This is a genomic window from Chelativorans sp. ZYF759 (genome assembly GCF_012911015.1).
Lineage (GTDB): Bacteria > Pseudomonadota > Alphaproteobacteria > Rhizobiales > Rhizobiaceae > ZYF759.
On record NZ_WVVV01000004.1, the window covers coordinates 1 to 15,392 of the forward strand.

Sequence of the window (15,392 nt, forward strand, 5' to 3'; positions counted from 1 at the left end):
CCTGCCGGGAGCGAACGCTGGGGCTGCGGTTGAGCCAGGCATGAAAGCCCGACCGGGATACATCCAGCGCGTCGCACAGCCATGCCACCGGCCAGATCGAACGGTGCTTCGCAATGAAAGCGAACCTCATATCGCTTCCCTCGCGAAGAAGGCTGCGGCCTTTTTTAGGATGTCGCGCTCCGCCTTCAGCTTCGCGACCTCCTTGCGCAGGCGATCAATCTCCTGCTGCTCCGGCTTCATGACCATGGCCAGGAAAGGCGTGTTGCGGATCGGCACCGAGCTCCCGGATCCATTTGCGCAGCACGTTCTCGTGCAAATCCAGATCGCGGGCCGCCTGCGCAACCGCAACGCCCCGATCCCTCACCAACCTCACTGCCTCAAGCTTGAACTCGCGGCTGAACTTCCTTCTTCGCATTCCCACTCGCCAGTTCCGTCAAACACCTTATCTCGGTGTCCACGAAACCGGCAGCAGGCCAGGGAGTAGAAACCAAAACGAACTAAGCAATCACCGCGAACTATACCGACGCCCTATCCGCCGGCGATGCGTGTTTCGCTTCACTCGCCACGGATCATACTTTGGTTAAGAAGAAAACCCATATGGATGTCCCTGCCTTTTTGTGTGGGGGACGAATCATGTCGGTTACCGCGAAGCGGCCTTCGCCAAATTCTAGCAGGACGTAAGGCAATATGCGTGGATCGACGCCAAAGGGATCCAATTCATTCACTCCCGAGGGCGAATGAGCCATCGAATGCTCGATGATAAGTCGCCCTCCAGGAGCCAGCTGCTCCACCCAAGTTTGAAAAGCCTTCTTAGGGTCGTAAGCGTGATCATGCGAGTTGGTGTAGACAAAGTCGAAACGCCCCACCCATTCCTCACGCCGCTCGTGAAAGTCCCACTGCACTAGGCCATGGTCGGAGGCTGTCTCGGAGATGTCTGTCCCCACGACGTCAGCTGCCAAGTGCTTTTCGAACCATCTGACTTCCGCGCCGTTGCGCGACCCGTGACACAGGCCGGAGCGAACGGTAGCTGAACTCTTCCGGAGACGGTCGCAGATCAGCTCGATCGTTACCTCGTCTGCCCAAACCTTCCCGATCTTCCTCTTGTTGCCAGCTTCCTGAATTGTCTTGTAACGACCGTAATCGAAGACGCCCCTGCTCTCATATCGATAAAGGGCGTAGTCTCCTTCGTCCGCAGGTATCTGCGAAACAGAAAAACCTCGCCGCATCAGATATTTCCGAGCGAGCTTGTCCATAAGACTCGGCATTTCGTTCCTTCCAGCGCCCTTCCAGCGATTCTTCCACCGCTAAATAGCGGAGCGCCTGCCGCCCTGTCGAGGCTGCCACCATCTTGCGTTATCCCGTGGCGTCTGAGTGGTTAAGCGTTGGCTTCACGCACTCTGCCGTCTACGGCTCAAAGAAATCACCTTACAACCGCTTCCAACGCTGGGCAGGCTACGCCGCTAACCCATCGCGTCACTGGTACTCGTCTGACCGCTGCGGTCGAGGCCGCGGCGCGAAGGGTCGTGCAATAGCCTGTGCAAAAGCCGTCTTAGCCAACGACGATCTCCATCGGGATCTTGGCACCTATAGGGGTTTACGCAATTCCAGCCTGCCGCCCATCGTGCGGCATTGACCAGAGCCCCAATCGGAGGGTCCTAATTCGGGAAACTCGAAGAGTACGTCGTCTTGGTTTCTGGTCATAAGTGGAATGAACTGCGACCCATCAGGTTCACCGAACCTAACGGACACTACGCAGATGCTTGCTAAACCCTTGATTTGGATGGTGGGCGTGACAGGGATTGAACCTGTGACCCCTACGATGTCAACGTAGTGCTCTCCCGCTGAGCTACACGCCCATCCGTGGCGGGCATAGACCACAGAAGATTTGAGCCGTCAATAGCTCTGAAACCGCTCTGGAGCGCCCTTTCGCCGCGACGAGTTCAAGCCGCCTGCAGCATCTTTTCGACCTCGTTGACGAGGTCGCGGAGATGAAACGGCTTTGAGAGCACCTTGGCATCCTTGGGTGCGCGGGAATCCGGGTTGAGCGCCACCGCTGCGAAACCGGTGATGAACATCACCTTCAGGTCAGGATCGATTTCGGTCGCTCGACGCGCCAGTTCGATCCCATCCATCTCGGGCATGACGATATCGGTCAGCAGAAGCGAGAACGGCTCCTCGCGCAGCCGCTCATAGGCGCTGGCGCCATTATCGTAATCGATCACGTCGTAGCCGGCGCGTTCAAGCGCCTTGACCAGAAAACGGCGCATGTCGTCGTCGTCTTCCGCCAGAAGAATCCTTGCCATATATACCGTCCAATTCCAGTCCCCGCGGCGCACACGCGCCCCTGGCGATTCGGATTTATGCTAGGCACAGGGTAAACATCAAGTGAATTGGCGCAGAGCGGGCCTAGCGCGCAACTGGACAGTCTCCCCGCCGGATGGCAGTTTTCGAAGGAATCGAGGAAGAGGGTTGGAAGGTCTGGCTCCCGCATGACGCCCGCTGAGGATTTTTCCGCCACGCCGCCCTTCGTCGTGCATTCGCCCGTGCGCCCGCGGGTGCCCTTCGTGTTCAATTCTCCGCACAGCGGCAGTCATTATCCTCCGCGTTTCCTGGCAATGGCTCGTCTCGACAGGCATGCGATCCGCCGTTCGGAGGATTGCTACGTCGATGAACTCTTTGCCGGCGTGACGCGGCTGGGTGCGCCGCTACTGGCCGCGAATTTCCCGCGCGCCTATCTCGATGTGAACCGCGAAGCCCTTGAACTGGATCCGCGCATGTTCGTCGGTGCGCTGCCCCCTCATGCCAATACGCGCTCTCCGCGGGTAGCCGGCGGATTGGGCACGATTCCCCGACTGGTCGGCGAAGGCCAGGAAATCTACCCGCGCAAGATGGCGGTTGCCGAAGCCATGGGCAGGATAGATGCCTTCTACAGGCCCTACCACCGCATGCTGGAGCGGTTGGTGGAGCGCACCCATGCACGCTTCGGGGTCGCGGTGCTTGTCGATTGCCATTCCATGCCGGCCAGCGTGCGCATCGGCGAGTCGGGGCTCAGGCCCGACTTCATCGTCGGCGACCGGTTTGGCACCTCATGTTCGGGTGCTTTGACCGAACACGCGATTGGCGCGCTGGCGGCCATGGGCTATACGGTGGCTCACAACAAGCCCTATGCCGGCGGCCACATCACGGAGCGCTACGGACGCCCCGCCAAGGGATTTCATGCTCTGCAGATCGAGATAAACCGCGGTCTCTATCTGGACGAGTCCACGCTGGCACGCACGGGTGGATTTGCAGCTTTGGCCGAGGATCTGACGCGGTTCGCCACTGCCATCACGCAATTGCCGCCAGAACATTTGGAGGCTCTGCCCCTGGCTGCGGAGTGAACACCACCGACAACCCGCCAAAAAAAGACCGCACCGAACGAACGATGCGGCCGAAGTCTAGGGAGGAAACGCCCAAGGAGGGCATTGGACAGAAGAACTGTCCGATTTAAAGTTTATGCTGCAATGCACAAATGTCAAGCCGGCTTGTCCTGAGGATGAGGTGGTCGATAGGAAGAGCCACACGCAATGACTGACACCCTTCTCATAGAGACATCCTTCATGCGCCAGGTGGCCGCCGCGGCCGCGTCCGAGACGCTGCCTCGTTTCAGGCAGAATGGCGCCATTACCAACAAGCAGGATGGGGGCTTCGACCCGGTCACGGAAGCCGACCGTGCTGCCGAACAGGCGATCCGCGCGCTCATCAAGGCGACCTTTCCCGATCACGGGATCGTCGGCGAGGAATTCGGCACCGAAGGGGCCGACCGCCGCCACGTCTGGGTGATCGACCCCATCGACGGCACGCGGGCCTTCATCACGGGCCTGCCCCTTTGGGGAACGCTGGTCGGACTGCTGGAAGATGGACGTGCCGTGGCCGGCATGATGTCGCAGCCCTTCACGGGCGAACTCTTCCATGCCAGCGGCGGCAAGGGCGGGCGCGAGGACCCGCACGGACAGGCGGCGCTCGCGACCCGGCCGACGCGTTCTCTGACCGACGCACTGATGTGCACCACCACGCCTTCCCTCTTTGAGGGCGCCAAGCGGCAGGCCTATGACAGGGTGGAACGATCCGTCCGTCTCGCGCGCTATGGAACGGATTGTTACGCCTATGCGATGCTTGCAGCCGGTCAGGTCGACCTTGTCGTGGAAGCGGGATTGCAGGCCTACGACATCGTGGGCCTCGTTCCGCTGATCGAGGCCGCCGGAGGCGTGGTCACGACCTGGGACGGCGGGCGCCCGGAAAGCGGCGGCGACATTGTCGCCGCGGCCACACCGCAGCTTCACGCGGCCGCGATTGAGCTTCTCAACCGCTGAGAACCGCAGCCTCGTATGTCTTTTCGGTTCCGGGAATGAAGGCATCGAACGCCGCCCAGAACTGGTCGCGATAGACGTCGCGCTCCTGTAGCAGCTCGTGGCGCGCGCCGTCGATCGTCACCACCGAGGCGCCGCGCAGATACCGGCCGTATGCCTCGATGGCCGGGGTCGACACCACCGTGTCCTCGCCTGCGCCAACAAACAGGCTCGGGACCCTGAGCCGGTCGGTGAATTCGGGATCCTGCACCTTCAGCGCTGCCTTGCAGGCCGCATGTACCCATCCCACGGTGGGCTTTCCCGTTCCGAGCTCCGGATGCGCCTCATAGATGCCGAGATTGCGCCGATAGCGGTCCGGATCGCTGGTCAGCTTGTTGGTCGCGAAGGGCGCCGGCCAGCCGTTCCTTTCCCGCCCGGACATGATCATCCTGCCGAGGCCGATCATCTTCAGCATGCCCGTCATGCGCCGCGTTCCGAGCATGGAAAATGGCAGGTCGTTGAACTCCAGGAGAGGCGCGCTCAGGACCATCCGCCTGACGCGAATCGCCAGCTGGCGGTGTGCCAGCAGCGCGATCAGCGCGCCGGTCGAATGACCCAGTATATAAAATGGCGCTCGGCAGTCCGGCAGCACGACATCCTGGAAGAAGGGTTCGATATCTCTGACGTAGCTGTCGAAGGATCTGACAAAGCCTCGGTCTGCCCTACGAATCAGCCGATCCGAACCGCCCTGCCCCCGCCAGTCGAACATTGCCGTGCCAAAACCGCGCGCGGCCAGGTCGCGGATCGTCTCGAAGTACTTTTCGATGCACTCGTTTCGCCCGGCGAGGATGATAACGGTGCCCCGAAGCGGACGCCCGGTAGCCCCGAAACGGGCAAATCGCAACCGCTTGCCGTCATGCATGGCGAGCATGCCGGCGGACGCGTTTTCCGGCACCGGGTTGTCTTCCGTTTCACGGAGAAGGCTGGTCGGATGGTCCGTTGGGGCAAGCATGAGGCGCCGTTCGCAAAGGTCTTTAGCACCTTGAATAGAAAGCGCTGCTTTCAAAAGCAAAGGGAATCGGGCGGAGCCAGAGGCAGGGTCCGCAAACGAAGCAGGCCGGAAGCGACTGTTGCGCTTCCGGCCTGGACAAGCCGGGAGGAAGGGACGTTACACCCGGCTCGGCCTTCGAGACGACCAGCGGCCCCCTTTGAGCTGCCGTCGGTTCGTATTCGTCGAGGGAAAGGTAGCCGCTGGCGCCTGAACGGGATCAGAAGGAGATGTTCATCGGACGTTCAGCTTCCGACTCCGCGATCTTGAACTCCACAAATCGACTTCCCACATCCTGCTTGCGGCTGCCTGAAAGGGGTCGCTGGGCGTCAGGCAATGCTCTTGAGAGATTGCCGCCAAGTGGCGTCCACAACGCTTTGTTCTTGCTGGATCAAGGAGAACCACCAATGCGTCACGTTGATTTTTCCCCGCTGTACCGTTCCACCGTCGGCTTCGACCGCCTGTTCACCATGCTGGACTCGCTTTCGCAGCCGGATAACGGCCAGTCCTATCCGCCCTACAATATCGAGCGTACGGGCGAGGACGCCTACCGCATCACCATGGCCGTTGCTGGCTTTACCGAGAGCGAGATCGCGATCGAGGCCCACCGCAACGTGCTCAGCATCAAGGCCGAGAAGTCCGAGGAGCAGAAATCCGAGGGCGAGTTCCTCTATCGTGGCATCGCGTCGCGCTCCTTCGAGCGCCGATTCCAGCTGGCCGACCATGTCGAAGTCAGGGGTGCGGAACTGCTCAACGGGCTGCTTCACATCGATCTGAAGCGCAACATCCCCGAGGAGATGAAGCCCCGCCGCATCTCCATCAGCGGCCAGCCCGGCGCTGCGCGGCAGATCGAGGCGAAGGCCGAGTAGCGAAACCGGCGGGCCACAACCCGCTCGGTTGACCTATCCGTCGCTGAGTAAAGGAAAGACCCGCCCCGTGGCGGGTCTTTTGTCATGCAGACAACTGGAGCCGTTTGACGGGCCGTCGCCGCCGCTTTACGGCTTGGCGATCTGCTTCGGGCGACAGGTAACTCCATGACGACGCTTGACGAGACACGACGCATCCTCGCCGATCTGGTGGCTTTTCCAACGATCTCGTCCGACGGCAATCTGGAACTGGTCGCTTACGTGAGCGACCTCCTCTCCTCCCTCGGCGCCAGCATCTCCCTGTCACTCGATGCAACGGGCACCAAAGCCAATCTCTTCGCCACTATCGGTGAGGAGAAAGATGGCGGCATCATACTGTCCGGACACACTGATGTGGTGCCGGTCGAAGGGCAGGACTGGACCAGCGACCCCTTCTCCCTCGTCGAGGAAAACGGTCGGCTGTACGGGCGGGGCACCTGCGACATGAAAGGCTTTCTGGCGATCTGCCTCGCGCTGGCACCGCGTTTCGCAGAGGTCGATCTCAAGCGGCCGCTGCATCTGGCCTTCACCTATGACGAAGAAGTAGGCTGCCTCGGGGGACGCGAACTGGTCAGGGAGTTACAGAAATCTTCCTTCAAGCCGGCCGTCGCGATCATCGGAGAGCCGTCCTCGATGCGGGTTATAGAGGGCCACAAGGGCTGCTTCGAGTACACAACCGTTTTCACCGGCCACGAGGGGCATGCCTCGCGGCCTGATCTCGGCGTCAATGCGATCGACTATGCGAGTCGTTTCACCCGCCGCCTGCTGGAGCTGGGCGCCGAGTTAAAAGGCCAGTCGCCCGAAGGAAGCCGCTACGAACCTCCCTGGTCAACGGTGCAGGTCGGGCGGATTCAGGGCGGGATGGCAAGAAACGTCATTGCCGGCCATTGCCAACTCGAATGGGAAGTCCGCACCGTTCGCCCCGGTGACGCGGACCATGTCTGGTCGCGGATGCACGCTCTCGTTGAAGACGAGCTACTGCCGGAAATGCGGCGCGACTTCCCCGAGGCCGACATCGTGACCAACGTGATCGGGGAGGTGGAGGGACTGGAGGTCGTCCCTCACTCACCGGCCTTTCAACTCGTTTCGGAACTGACCGGGGCCAATGATGCCGACGTCGTGTCATTCGGTACCGAAGCGGGACTTTTTCAGTCCTGCGGCATCTCGGCGGTCATCTGCGGGCCGGGCTCCATCGAGCAGGCACACAAGCCTGACGAGTATGTCGAGATCACACAGATCGAAGCCGGCATCGCGATGATCGAGCGTCTTCTGGAGCGTATGTCACGCCCATAGAGTCAGTCTGCCTAACGAACAGGCAGCTTCAAATTACCGATATTTAATCAATCAGCGGGTGCATGCCGGCAGCGAAGCAGGCATAAAGATCATCCGGGAGTGACGTGCCGCGTATCACTATGTGAGAGGCGGAACACGGTTCCGCCCGAGCAAGGCCAATGGGGTCGCTCAAAGAGCGGCTTTCGCCCAGCCCGGAGAATGCAATGGCGGTATGGAAACAGCTCGCGCTCTGCCTTGTGGTGGCCGCTGTAGCGGCGGTCGTCTGGGCTCGTTTCGTGCCCGGCGCCAACGAGTCGCTGGCCGACTGGGGCCTTGGCTGGACGCCGCTCGCGCAGCTCGCGCCCCCCGCGAGCCAGGACGCACAGGGTGTTTCCCCGGGAAGGGGACCTGGGGGCCCCGGCGGACCGGGCGGCATGGGGGGCAGTGTGGTCACGACCCCCGTCATCGCGGCCACCATCAACGATCGACTGTCTGCTATCGGGACCGGGCGTGCCCTGCGCTCCGTGCAGGTTACCCCCTTCACCAGCGGCCGCCTGACGGAAATCGTGGTTCGCTCGGGCGCCCGATTACAGGCTGGCGACGTCATAGCCCGGCTGGACTCCGAGGCTGAACAAATAGCACTCGACCGTGCATCCATTGCTCTGGAGGATGCACGCGCACGACTTCAGCGCCTCGAATCACTGCGGGCCTCCAACACGGTCACCACCGTTCAGGTCAGCGAAGCCGATCTGGCGGTCCGCAACGCCGAGCTCGCCCTGCGCGATGCGGAACTGGCGCTGGAACGGCGTGAGATCACATCGCCGATCGATGGTATCGTCGGCATCATTTCGGTGTCGGCAGGCAACTACGTCACCTCCCAGACCGAGATAGCCACGGTAGACGATCGCTCGCAAATCATGATCGATTTCTGGGTGCCCGAGCGGTTCTCTTCGATGCTCGCGATTGGGGCGCCCCTCACCGCCACCTCGGTCGCCCGCGCGAATGACAATTTCAGCGGAGAGATCATCGCCCTCGACAATCGCATTGACCCGCAAAGCAGAACGCTGAGGGTCCAGGCAAGTGTCGAGAATCTGGACGATACACTTCGAGCCGGCATGTCGTTCCAGGTTGAGATCCGCTTTCCGGGTGACACCTTTCCGGCCGTCGATCCTCTGGCGATCCAGTGGGGTACCGAAGGCGCCTTCGTATGGGCCATCCGCGATGGTGTGGCGGAACGTCAGGCCGTGCGCATTATCCAGCGCAATACCGACAACGTCCTGGTCTCGGCCGACCTGCCCGAAGGCATGGAGATCGTGACCGAAGGCGTTCACAACGTGCGCGAGGGACGTGAAGTGCGTATAGCGGATCGCCCCGGCGCGAGCGATGCAGGGACGCGCAGCGACAGCAGCATGCCTTCCGCCCGCCTGCCCAGCAGCGGCACCTGAATCGCGCGGAGACCGGAACCATGAACCAGACGCTATCGAGCGCCCAGACCGGCATCACGGCGCTTTTCATCCGCCGCCCGGTTCTCGCCTTCGTGGTGAACATCCTGATCGCGGTGGCTGGTCTGGCGGCGTTCTTCGGCGTGGAAATCCGCGAACTGCCGGACGTCGACCGTCCGGTGATCACCATCACCACGCAATATGCAGGCGCGGCCGCCGAAACGATCGACCGTGAACTGACGGCGGTCGTCGAGGGCGCGGTTGCCCGCGTGCCTGGTGTCAGTTCGATCTCGTCGACCTCCAATTTCGGCCGCAGTCGGGTGACGGTCGAATTTACCGACGACATCGATCTCGACGTCGCCGCATCGGACATGCGCGATGCCATCAGCCGGATTCAGAACCGTCTGCCGACCGCTGCCGAGCAGCCACGCATCATCAAGGCCGACGACAACGCGCAGGCGGTCTTGCGTCTGTCTGTCACCTCCTCGACCATGAGCGTGCAGGACATGACGGTACTGGTCGAAGACCAGATCGTGGACTCGCTTGCATCGGTCGTCGGCGTGGCTGACGTGCAGGTGTTTGGTGCGCGCGACAAGATCTTCCGCGTCGACATCGACCAGGCGCGCCTGGCGAGCCTTGGACTAACGGTCGCCGATATTCGTAACGCCGTCAGCTCCATATCGCTCGATGCGCCGGCAGGCTCACTCACCAGCAACACGCAAGATCTCATCGTCCGTGCCACGGCGACAGTGACCACGCCGGAGGCGTTTCACAACCTCGCCCTTACCGAGCGGGTTCGGCTCGGTGATGTCGCTACGGTGACGATGGGTGGTGACATCGGTGAATCCCAGCTCCGCTCGGATGGTCGCACCGGCATCGGGCTCGGCATCATCCGCCAGGCCCAGTCGAACACGCTGGAGATTTCAGAAGGCGTCCGCTCTGCTGTCGCTCAAATCGGCCCTACCCTTCCCGAAGGCGTCGACATCCGCATCACCAGCGACGATGCAACCTTCATCAATGGCGCCATCGAGGAAGTCCAGATGGCCATCCTGCTGGCCGTCGCCGCCGTGCTGATGATCATCTTCGTCTTCCTGCGCGATCCCCGCGCGACCATCATCCCGGCAGTCACCATGCCGGTGGCCCTGATCGGCACGATCGCGGCCATTTATCTCGCGGGCTTCTCGGTCAATATTCTCACGCTGCTGGCGCTGGTGCTGGCGACCGGGCTCGTGGTCGACGACGCCATCGTGGTGCTCGAGAACATTGTTCGACGCCGCAACGAGGGGATAGGCCCCCGTGCGGCTGCCGTGCTCGGTACGCGCGAGGTGTTTTTCGCGATCCTGGCAACGACCGCCACCCTGATCGCTGTTTTCGTGCCCCTCTCCTTCCTGCCCGGACAGGCAGGAGGGTTGTTCCGCGAATTCGGTTTCGTACTGGCGATGGCCGTCTTCCTGTCATCCGTCGTCGCCCTGTCGCTTTGCCCCATGCTCGCCTCGCGCCTGCTCAAGGCCCACGACCGCGACAAGGAACAGCGCGTCGGGCCGATCGCTCGCATCGGCGGCTGGCTAGGCGGCGGCTATCGCCGCTCGCTGGGAGCGGCACTGAACGCCCCGATCCTCGTCATCTTTCTGTCGGCGATCTTCGCGGCCATCGCTTTCGGCCTCTTCGGCAATATCCGCTCTGAATTGACGCCGACCGAGGACCGCGCAGCCGCGTTCGTGCGCGTTTCGGCGCCTCAGGGCGTCAGCATCGACTATCTGGCGAGCCAGATGCGCGAGATGGAGGCGTTGATCCAGCCGCTACGCGATTCTGGTGAAATCGTCGGTACCTTCTCCCTCGCTGGCTCCGGCGGCCAGGCCAATAGCGGCTTCCTGGTCATGACCCTTGCCCCCTGGCACGAGCGCGAGCGCTCGCAACAGGAGATCATGCAAGAAATCAACCAGCGCCTACAGGCAGTGCCCGGCGTTCGGGCCTTCGCCTTCCAGCCCAACAGCCTCGGCATTCGCGGTGCCGGCTCCGGCCTCCAGTTCGCGCTGGTGGGCAACAATTACGAGCAGCTCGGCCATGCCGCGACCGCCATCATTGAGGAGATGGAGAACGATCCCCGCTTCACTGCCCCTCGACTGTCGACCGACGTCACCCAGCCGCAGCTTTCGATCGAGATAAATCGCGAGCGTGCTTCCGACCTCGGAATCGACATCACCGGAATGTCCGAGGCGCTGCAGGCCATGCTCGACGGCCGCGAGATCGGCGAGGTCTTCATCGACGACCGCTCCTACGCCGTGAAGATCGTCTCGACCACCAACCCGGTCAACGATCCGACGGATCTGGAGAATATCTTCCTCCAGGCGCGCGATGGCCGATACGTTCCGATGTCGACGATTGCGACCATGACGGAGCGTGCCGTGCCGCCGGGATTGTCGCGCGAGCAACAGCAGCGTTCGGTTGCGATAACCTCCAGCCTTCGCGACGATGTAGCGTTGGGTGATGCGCTTGCCGAGGCCCAGCGCATTGCCGAGCCGCATCTGCCGGCCGGCAGCCGTATCGTGCCGCTGGCGGAGGCTGCCACCCTTGGCGAGACCGCGAACGCGATGATTACCATCATGGCCTTTTCGCTCGTCATCATCCTGCTGGTCCTGGCCGCGCAGTTCGAGAGTTTCGTCTCGGCCGTCATCATCATCGCGACGGTGCCGCTGGGGCTTGCCTGTGCGGTCTTTGCCCTCTTGATCACGGGCACCAGCCTCAACGTCTACAGCCAGATCGGATTGGTCCTGCTCGTGGGCATCATGGCCAAGAACGGCATATTGATCGTCGAATTCGCCAATCAGCTGCGCGATCGCGGGCGCAATGTCCGCGAAGCGATCGAGGAAGCCGCCAATATCCGCCTGCGCCCTGTCACCATGACCATGTTGTGCACCATTGTGGGTGGCATACCGCTCGTGATGGCGGCGGGGGCCGGAGCGGAAGCGCGCGTGGCGCTTGGCTGGGTGATCGTCGGCGGCCTCGGGCTTGCCACCATCTCCACCCTCTATCTGACGCCGGTGGCCTATCTTCTCCTGGGCCGCTTCATCACGCCTAAGGTGGAAGAAGCCGCCAAGCTCGATCGCGAACTTGCGGCAGCTGCCGAAGCCGAAGAGAGCCTGCAGCCCGCCGAGTAGGCACCCGGCGTACGGTGCAACCATTCGGACAAACACAGCCGGCCTGATCACCAAAAAGAAGAAGGCCGCGCGGTTTTCACCGCGCGGCCTTTTCCGTTGGCAAGTAGTGGTGACTATTCGTCCGCGGCTTCGCTCTCCTGCTCGACGCGGGCGACCTCGTGCCACATGCCGTCGCGGATCTGCGAGATCACGACCAGATTGCTGCCCTGGTGGTCCTCGCCATAGTTCAGCTCGACATCGTTGATGGCGTCATAGAAGGCGATTCCTTCCATGGCATCGCGGAACGTGTCCGGGTTGAGGTCCTCGCCGGCCTCCTCAAGCGCCCGAACCAAGGTCTTGGCTGCGCCGTAACCGAGCTGCGCGGCGGTGCCGACCGGCTCGCCATGAGCTGCCTGATAGGCCTGTGCCCACTCGGCCACTTCCGCCTCTTCAAGGCGTGCCTCGAAATCGACCCAGCCGGCGGCCGCGTAGTAGCCCTCCGTCACGCCTTCAGGCACCTTGGCGATGACGGTGTTCATGCCCGCCGACGAACCGATGAAGGCCACATCATCCCAGCCCAGACGCTTGGCGGTGCCGAGCGCGATGATGATCGGACGAACAGCAATGCCCATCGAGACGATCTCGCAGCCGGAGTCGCGCAGGCGCTGGATGGCACCGACGAATTCCTGCTCGTCGGGACGATGCTGCGTCTCGTCGACATATTCGATGCCGAGCGCCTCTGCCTCGTCACGCGTCGCTTCGAAGACTTCCAGGCCGAAATCGGAAGGAATGTACATCGAGCAGAGCTTGGTGGAACCGCGCTCCTCCACGAGATGGCGAACGCCAGCCCGGACCTGGTCGTAATAGGAGGAGAAACCTGTCCACTTCAGGCTGATGTCGCCCTCCAGCATCTGGCGTGCGGCCGTCAGCGGGCTGATATTGTGGACCTGCGCCTGTTCCATGATCGGGAAGCCAGCGATGTTGTGCGGGGTCCCAAGGTTCAGGATCATCGCGAAGACCTGGTCGGAATTGACCAGCTTGTTGAAGTTCTGCACCGCGCGAGGCACCTGGTAGCCGTGATCCTCCACGATGAAGTTGATCTGCCGGCCGTGAATGCCGCCGGCCTCGTTCACCTCGTCAAAGACCATCTGTGCGGCGCGGATCGCACCCACGTTGAACGCGGCGAACACGCCCGACAGGTCGCCATTCGAGCCGATGCGGATTTCCGTGTCGGTCACGCCTTGCTGCGCCATGGCGCTGGTCGACAGGCCAAGCGCCAGTCCCAGGGCCAATACGCTCTTTCCAAAAGCTTTCCTCATGTCATTCCTCCTTGGTGGTTCTTCTCCCATACGGCTCAGGTGTTCATCCCTGGCCGTACATGTCATCAATCAGCTTCTTGTGTTTCGTCTCAACGAAGCTGCGTTTCAGCTTCATCGTGGCTGTCAGCTCCTCGTCTTCGGCGGTCAACAGCACATCGATCAAGCGGAAGTCCTTGATCTGTTCGACGCGAGCGAACTCGCGGTTCGTTTCCTCGACGACGCTCTGGATCAGGTCACGCACCTCCTGCGCTGCACAGAGCGATTTGAAATTGTTGAAGGGAACCTTGCGGTCCTGCGCGAACTTCTCGACGTTTTCCTGGTCGATCATGATCAGGCAGGTCAGGTATTTCCGCTTGTCGCCGATGACGACCGCGTCGGAAATATAGGGCGAGAACTTCAGGCGGTTCTCGATCTCGGCGGGTGTGATGTTCTTGCCGCCGGCGGTGATGATGATGTCCTTCACGCGGCCGGTGACGAAAAGAAATCCCTCATTGTCCAGGCGCCCGACGTCGCCGGTCAGCAACCAGCCGTCCTCGGTAATGGTCTCTTCCGTCTTATCGGGCTTGTTCCAGTAGCCCTTGAACACGTTGGGGCCGCGATACTGGATTTCGCCGCCCTGCCCTATCCTCAGTTCTCCGCCGGGAACCACCGGGCCAACGGACGCGCGCTTCTGCTTGTCGATGAGATTGACGGAAATGACCCCGGAACTCTCGGTCATGCCGTAGCCTTCCAGAACCGTGATACCGACAGCTCCATACCATTTCAGGAGATCGGGGGAGATGGGCGCGGCCCCCGTGGTGCCGCGGCGCAACCGGTCAAAACCGAGCATGCGGCGCAGGTTCCTGAGCACGAGAAAGTCCCAGAACGCATAGGCAATCCGCGTGCCCAACGGCACCGAATCACCATTCTCGATCGCCTCCAGTCGCTTCATGCCGGTTCTGACCGCCTGCCGATAGGACCATTTGCCGAGCATCGTCGCCTCGCCGGCCATGATCGTGACCCGGCTGTAAACCTTTTCCCAGACGCGCGGCACGGCGGTGAAGACGTGCGGGCTGACTTCGCGCACATTGTCGAAGACCGTCTCGGGACTTTCGGCGAAATTGACGGTCGATTTCAGCCCGATTGGCGTGAAGACCGAGATCAGGCGCTCCAGGATGTGGCATAGCGGCAGGAAGCAGACCTGCTCCTCGGCCTCCCCGACCGGCAGGGTGAGCACCGAGCCTACTATGGAAACGATAATGTTCTCGTGGCTGATCATGGCCCCCTTGGGCGGCCCCGTCGTTCCGGAAGTATAGACCAGAATCGCCGTATCGGCGGGCTTGGACTTGGCGATCTCCTCCTCGAATGTCTTGGGATTGTCCCTCAGGAAATCACGGCCGATGCGATAGAGATCGTCGAGGAAGATGACCTTTTCATCTTCGAACTCGTGCAGACCTTCGCGATCGAGGATGATCACCTTGACCAGCCCCGGCACCCGATCGCGGATAGTCAGGTACTTGTCGAGTTGCTCCTCGCCCTCGACGATCAGGAATCGTGAATCGGAATCGTTGACCAGATATTCGAGCTGACTTGCCGAATCCGTCGTGTAGACGCCCGAAACGATGCCGCCTACGGACTGGATGCCGAGATCGGCATAGATCCATTCCTTATTGTCTTCCGACAGGAGGGATACGACCTCGCCCCGCTTCAGGCCGAGGGCAACGAGGCCCAGGCCGATAAGTCTGGCATGCTCGTAGAAGTCCTTCCACGTGTAGGAGAGCCAGATTCCGTAGTCCTTCTCGCGATGAGCGACCTTGTCGCCCATCTCCTCGCAGCGCTGGCGGAAGAGCTTCACCAGCGTGTCGCAGCCATCGAAATAGAATGGTCCCTTGGCGAGGTCCTGATTGAAGGAATGTCCGCGAACGGTCTGCTGCGGGGGGATTTTCTCAACAACAGTCATGC

At 61.7% G+C, this 15,392-nt stretch carries 11 protein-coding genes, 1 tRNA gene and 1 pseudogene; 6 read left to right on the top strand and 7 right to left on the bottom strand.

Annotated elements, in window-relative coordinates; translation table 11 throughout:
• The 4 genes and pseudogenes from GRZ55_RS07880 to cpdR form a co-directional block, all read right to left on the bottom strand.
• Positions 1-415 (bottom strand): annotated as a pseudogene (locus tag GRZ55_RS07880) (transposase); the annotation flags it as partial.
• Between the two features lie 154 nt (positions 416-569).
• Positions 570-1,253, bottom strand: coding sequence for a trans-aconitate 2-methyltransferase (locus GRZ55_RS07885; protein ID WP_169286373.1), 684 nt, complete (start codon positions 1,251-1,253; stop codon positions 570-572).
• A 528-nt stretch (positions 1,254-1,781) separates the two neighbouring features.
• Positions 1,782-1,856 (bottom strand) — tRNA-Val (locus GRZ55_RS07890).
• Between the two features lie 84 nt (positions 1,857-1,940).
• The gene (gene cpdR / locus GRZ55_RS07895; protein ID WP_169286374.1) at positions 1,941-2,303 is read right to left on the bottom strand and encodes a cell cycle two-component system response regulator CpdR; all 363 of its coding nucleotides are present in this window, start codon (positions 2,301-2,303) and stop codon (positions 1,941-1,943) included.
• Between the two features lie 186 nt (positions 2,304-2,489).
• Between cpdR and GRZ55_RS07900 the strand changes: the two genes are divergently transcribed.
• Together GRZ55_RS07900 and hisN are read left to right on the top strand one after the other, a co-directional pair.
• Complete coding sequence (locus tag GRZ55_RS07900) at positions 2,490-3,380, top strand: N-formylglutamate amidohydrolase (RefSeq protein ID WP_169286375.1); 891 nt, start codon at positions 2,490-2,492, stop codon at positions 3,378-3,380.
• Positions 3,381-3,566: 186 nt separating this feature from the next.
• Positions 3,567-4,352 carry a histidinol-phosphatase gene (gene hisN / locus GRZ55_RS07905; protein ID WP_169286376.1) on the top strand — a complete coding sequence of 262 codons (786 nt, stop codon included), beginning with the start codon at positions 3,567-3,569 and terminating at the stop codon, positions 4,350-4,352.
• Here hisN and GRZ55_RS07910 read toward each other — a convergent pair.
• Complete coding sequence (locus GRZ55_RS07910; RefSeq protein WP_169286377.1) at positions 4,342-5,340, bottom strand: alpha/beta fold hydrolase; 999 nt, start codon at positions 5,338-5,340, stop codon at positions 4,342-4,344. The genes hisN and GRZ55_RS07910 overlap by 11 nt on opposite strands.
• A 443-nt stretch (positions 5,341-5,783) precedes the next feature.
• On the opposite strand from GRZ55_RS07910, the gene GRZ55_RS07915 reads away from it, so the two are divergent.
• The 4 genes from GRZ55_RS07915 (at position 5,784) to GRZ55_RS07930 (ending at position 12,153) form a co-directional block, all read left to right on the top strand.
• Positions 5,784-6,245 carry an Hsp20 family protein gene (locus GRZ55_RS07915; protein ID WP_169286378.1) on the top strand — a complete coding sequence of 154 codons (462 nt, stop codon included), beginning with the start codon at positions 5,784-5,786 and terminating at the stop codon, positions 6,243-6,245.
• Between the two features lie 165 nt (positions 6,246-6,410).
• Complete coding sequence (argE, locus tag GRZ55_RS07920; RefSeq protein WP_169286379.1) at positions 6,411-7,574, top strand: acetylornithine deacetylase; 1,164 nt, start codon at positions 6,411-6,413, stop codon at positions 7,572-7,574.
• A gap of 203 nt (positions 7,575-7,777) precedes the next feature.
• On the top strand, positions 7,778-8,998 hold the full coding sequence (locus GRZ55_RS07925; protein ID WP_169286380.1) for an efflux RND transporter periplasmic adaptor subunit: 1,221 nt from the start codon (positions 7,778-7,780) through the stop codon (positions 8,996-8,998).
• A 20-nt stretch (positions 8,999-9,018) separates the two neighbouring features.
• Positions 9,019-12,153: an efflux RND transporter permease subunit gene (locus GRZ55_RS07930; RefSeq protein ID WP_169286381.1), complete on the top strand. Its 3,135-nt coding sequence runs from the start codon at positions 9,019-9,021 to the stop codon at positions 12,151-12,153.
• Between the two features lie 113 nt (positions 12,154-12,266).
• On the opposite strand, the gene GRZ55_RS07935 is transcribed toward GRZ55_RS07930, so the two are convergent.
• Together GRZ55_RS07935 and GRZ55_RS07940 are read right to left on the bottom strand one after the other, a co-directional pair.
• Positions 12,267-13,451, bottom strand: a complete 1,185-nt coding sequence (locus tag GRZ55_RS07935) for an ABC transporter substrate-binding protein (RefSeq protein WP_169286382.1) — start codon at positions 13,449-13,451, stop codon at positions 12,267-12,269.
• 43 nt (positions 13,452-13,494) lie between these two features.
• A complete protein-coding gene (locus GRZ55_RS07940) occupies positions 13,495-15,390 on the bottom strand; it encodes a long-chain fatty acid--CoA ligase (RefSeq protein ID WP_169286383.1) in 1,896 nt (631 codons plus the stop codon).
• Positions 15,391-15,392: the final 2 nt, after the last annotated feature.

Coding starts and splice junctions, on each gene's coding strand:
- GRZ55_RS07885 (WP_169286373.1), bottom strand. CDS start 1,253: ATGGACAAGCTCGCTCGGAAATATCTGATGCGGCGAGGTTTTTCTGTT.
- cpdR (WP_169286374.1), bottom strand. CDS start 2,303: ATGGCAAGGATTCTTCTGGCGGAAGACGACGACGACATGCGCCGTTTT.
- GRZ55_RS07900 (WP_169286375.1), top strand. CDS start 2,490: ATGACGCCCGCTGAGGATTTTTCCGCCACGCCGCCCTTCGTCGTGCAT.
- hisN (WP_169286376.1), top strand. CDS start 3,567: ATGACTGACACCCTTCTCATAGAGACATCCTTCATGCGCCAGGTGGCC.
- GRZ55_RS07910 (WP_169286377.1), bottom strand. CDS start 5,340: ATGCTTGCCCCAACGGACCATCCGACCAGCCTTCTCCGTGAAACGGAA.
- GRZ55_RS07915 (WP_169286378.1), top strand. CDS start 5,784: ATGCGTCACGTTGATTTTTCCCCGCTGTACCGTTCCACCGTCGGCTTC.
- argE (WP_169286379.1), top strand. CDS start 6,411: ATGACGACGCTTGACGAGACACGACGCATCCTCGCCGATCTGGTGGCT.
- GRZ55_RS07925 (WP_169286380.1), top strand. CDS start 7,778: ATGGCGGTATGGAAACAGCTCGCGCTCTGCCTTGTGGTGGCCGCTGTA.
- GRZ55_RS07930 (WP_169286381.1), top strand. CDS start 9,019: ATGAACCAGACGCTATCGAGCGCCCAGACCGGCATCACGGCGCTTTTC.
- GRZ55_RS07935 (WP_169286382.1), bottom strand. CDS start 13,451: ATGAGGAAAGCTTTTGGAAAGAGCGTATTGGCCCTGGGACTGGCGCTT.
- GRZ55_RS07940 (WP_169286383.1), bottom strand. CDS start 15,390: ATGACTGTTGTTGAGAAAATCCCCCCGCAGCAGACCGTTCGCGGACAT.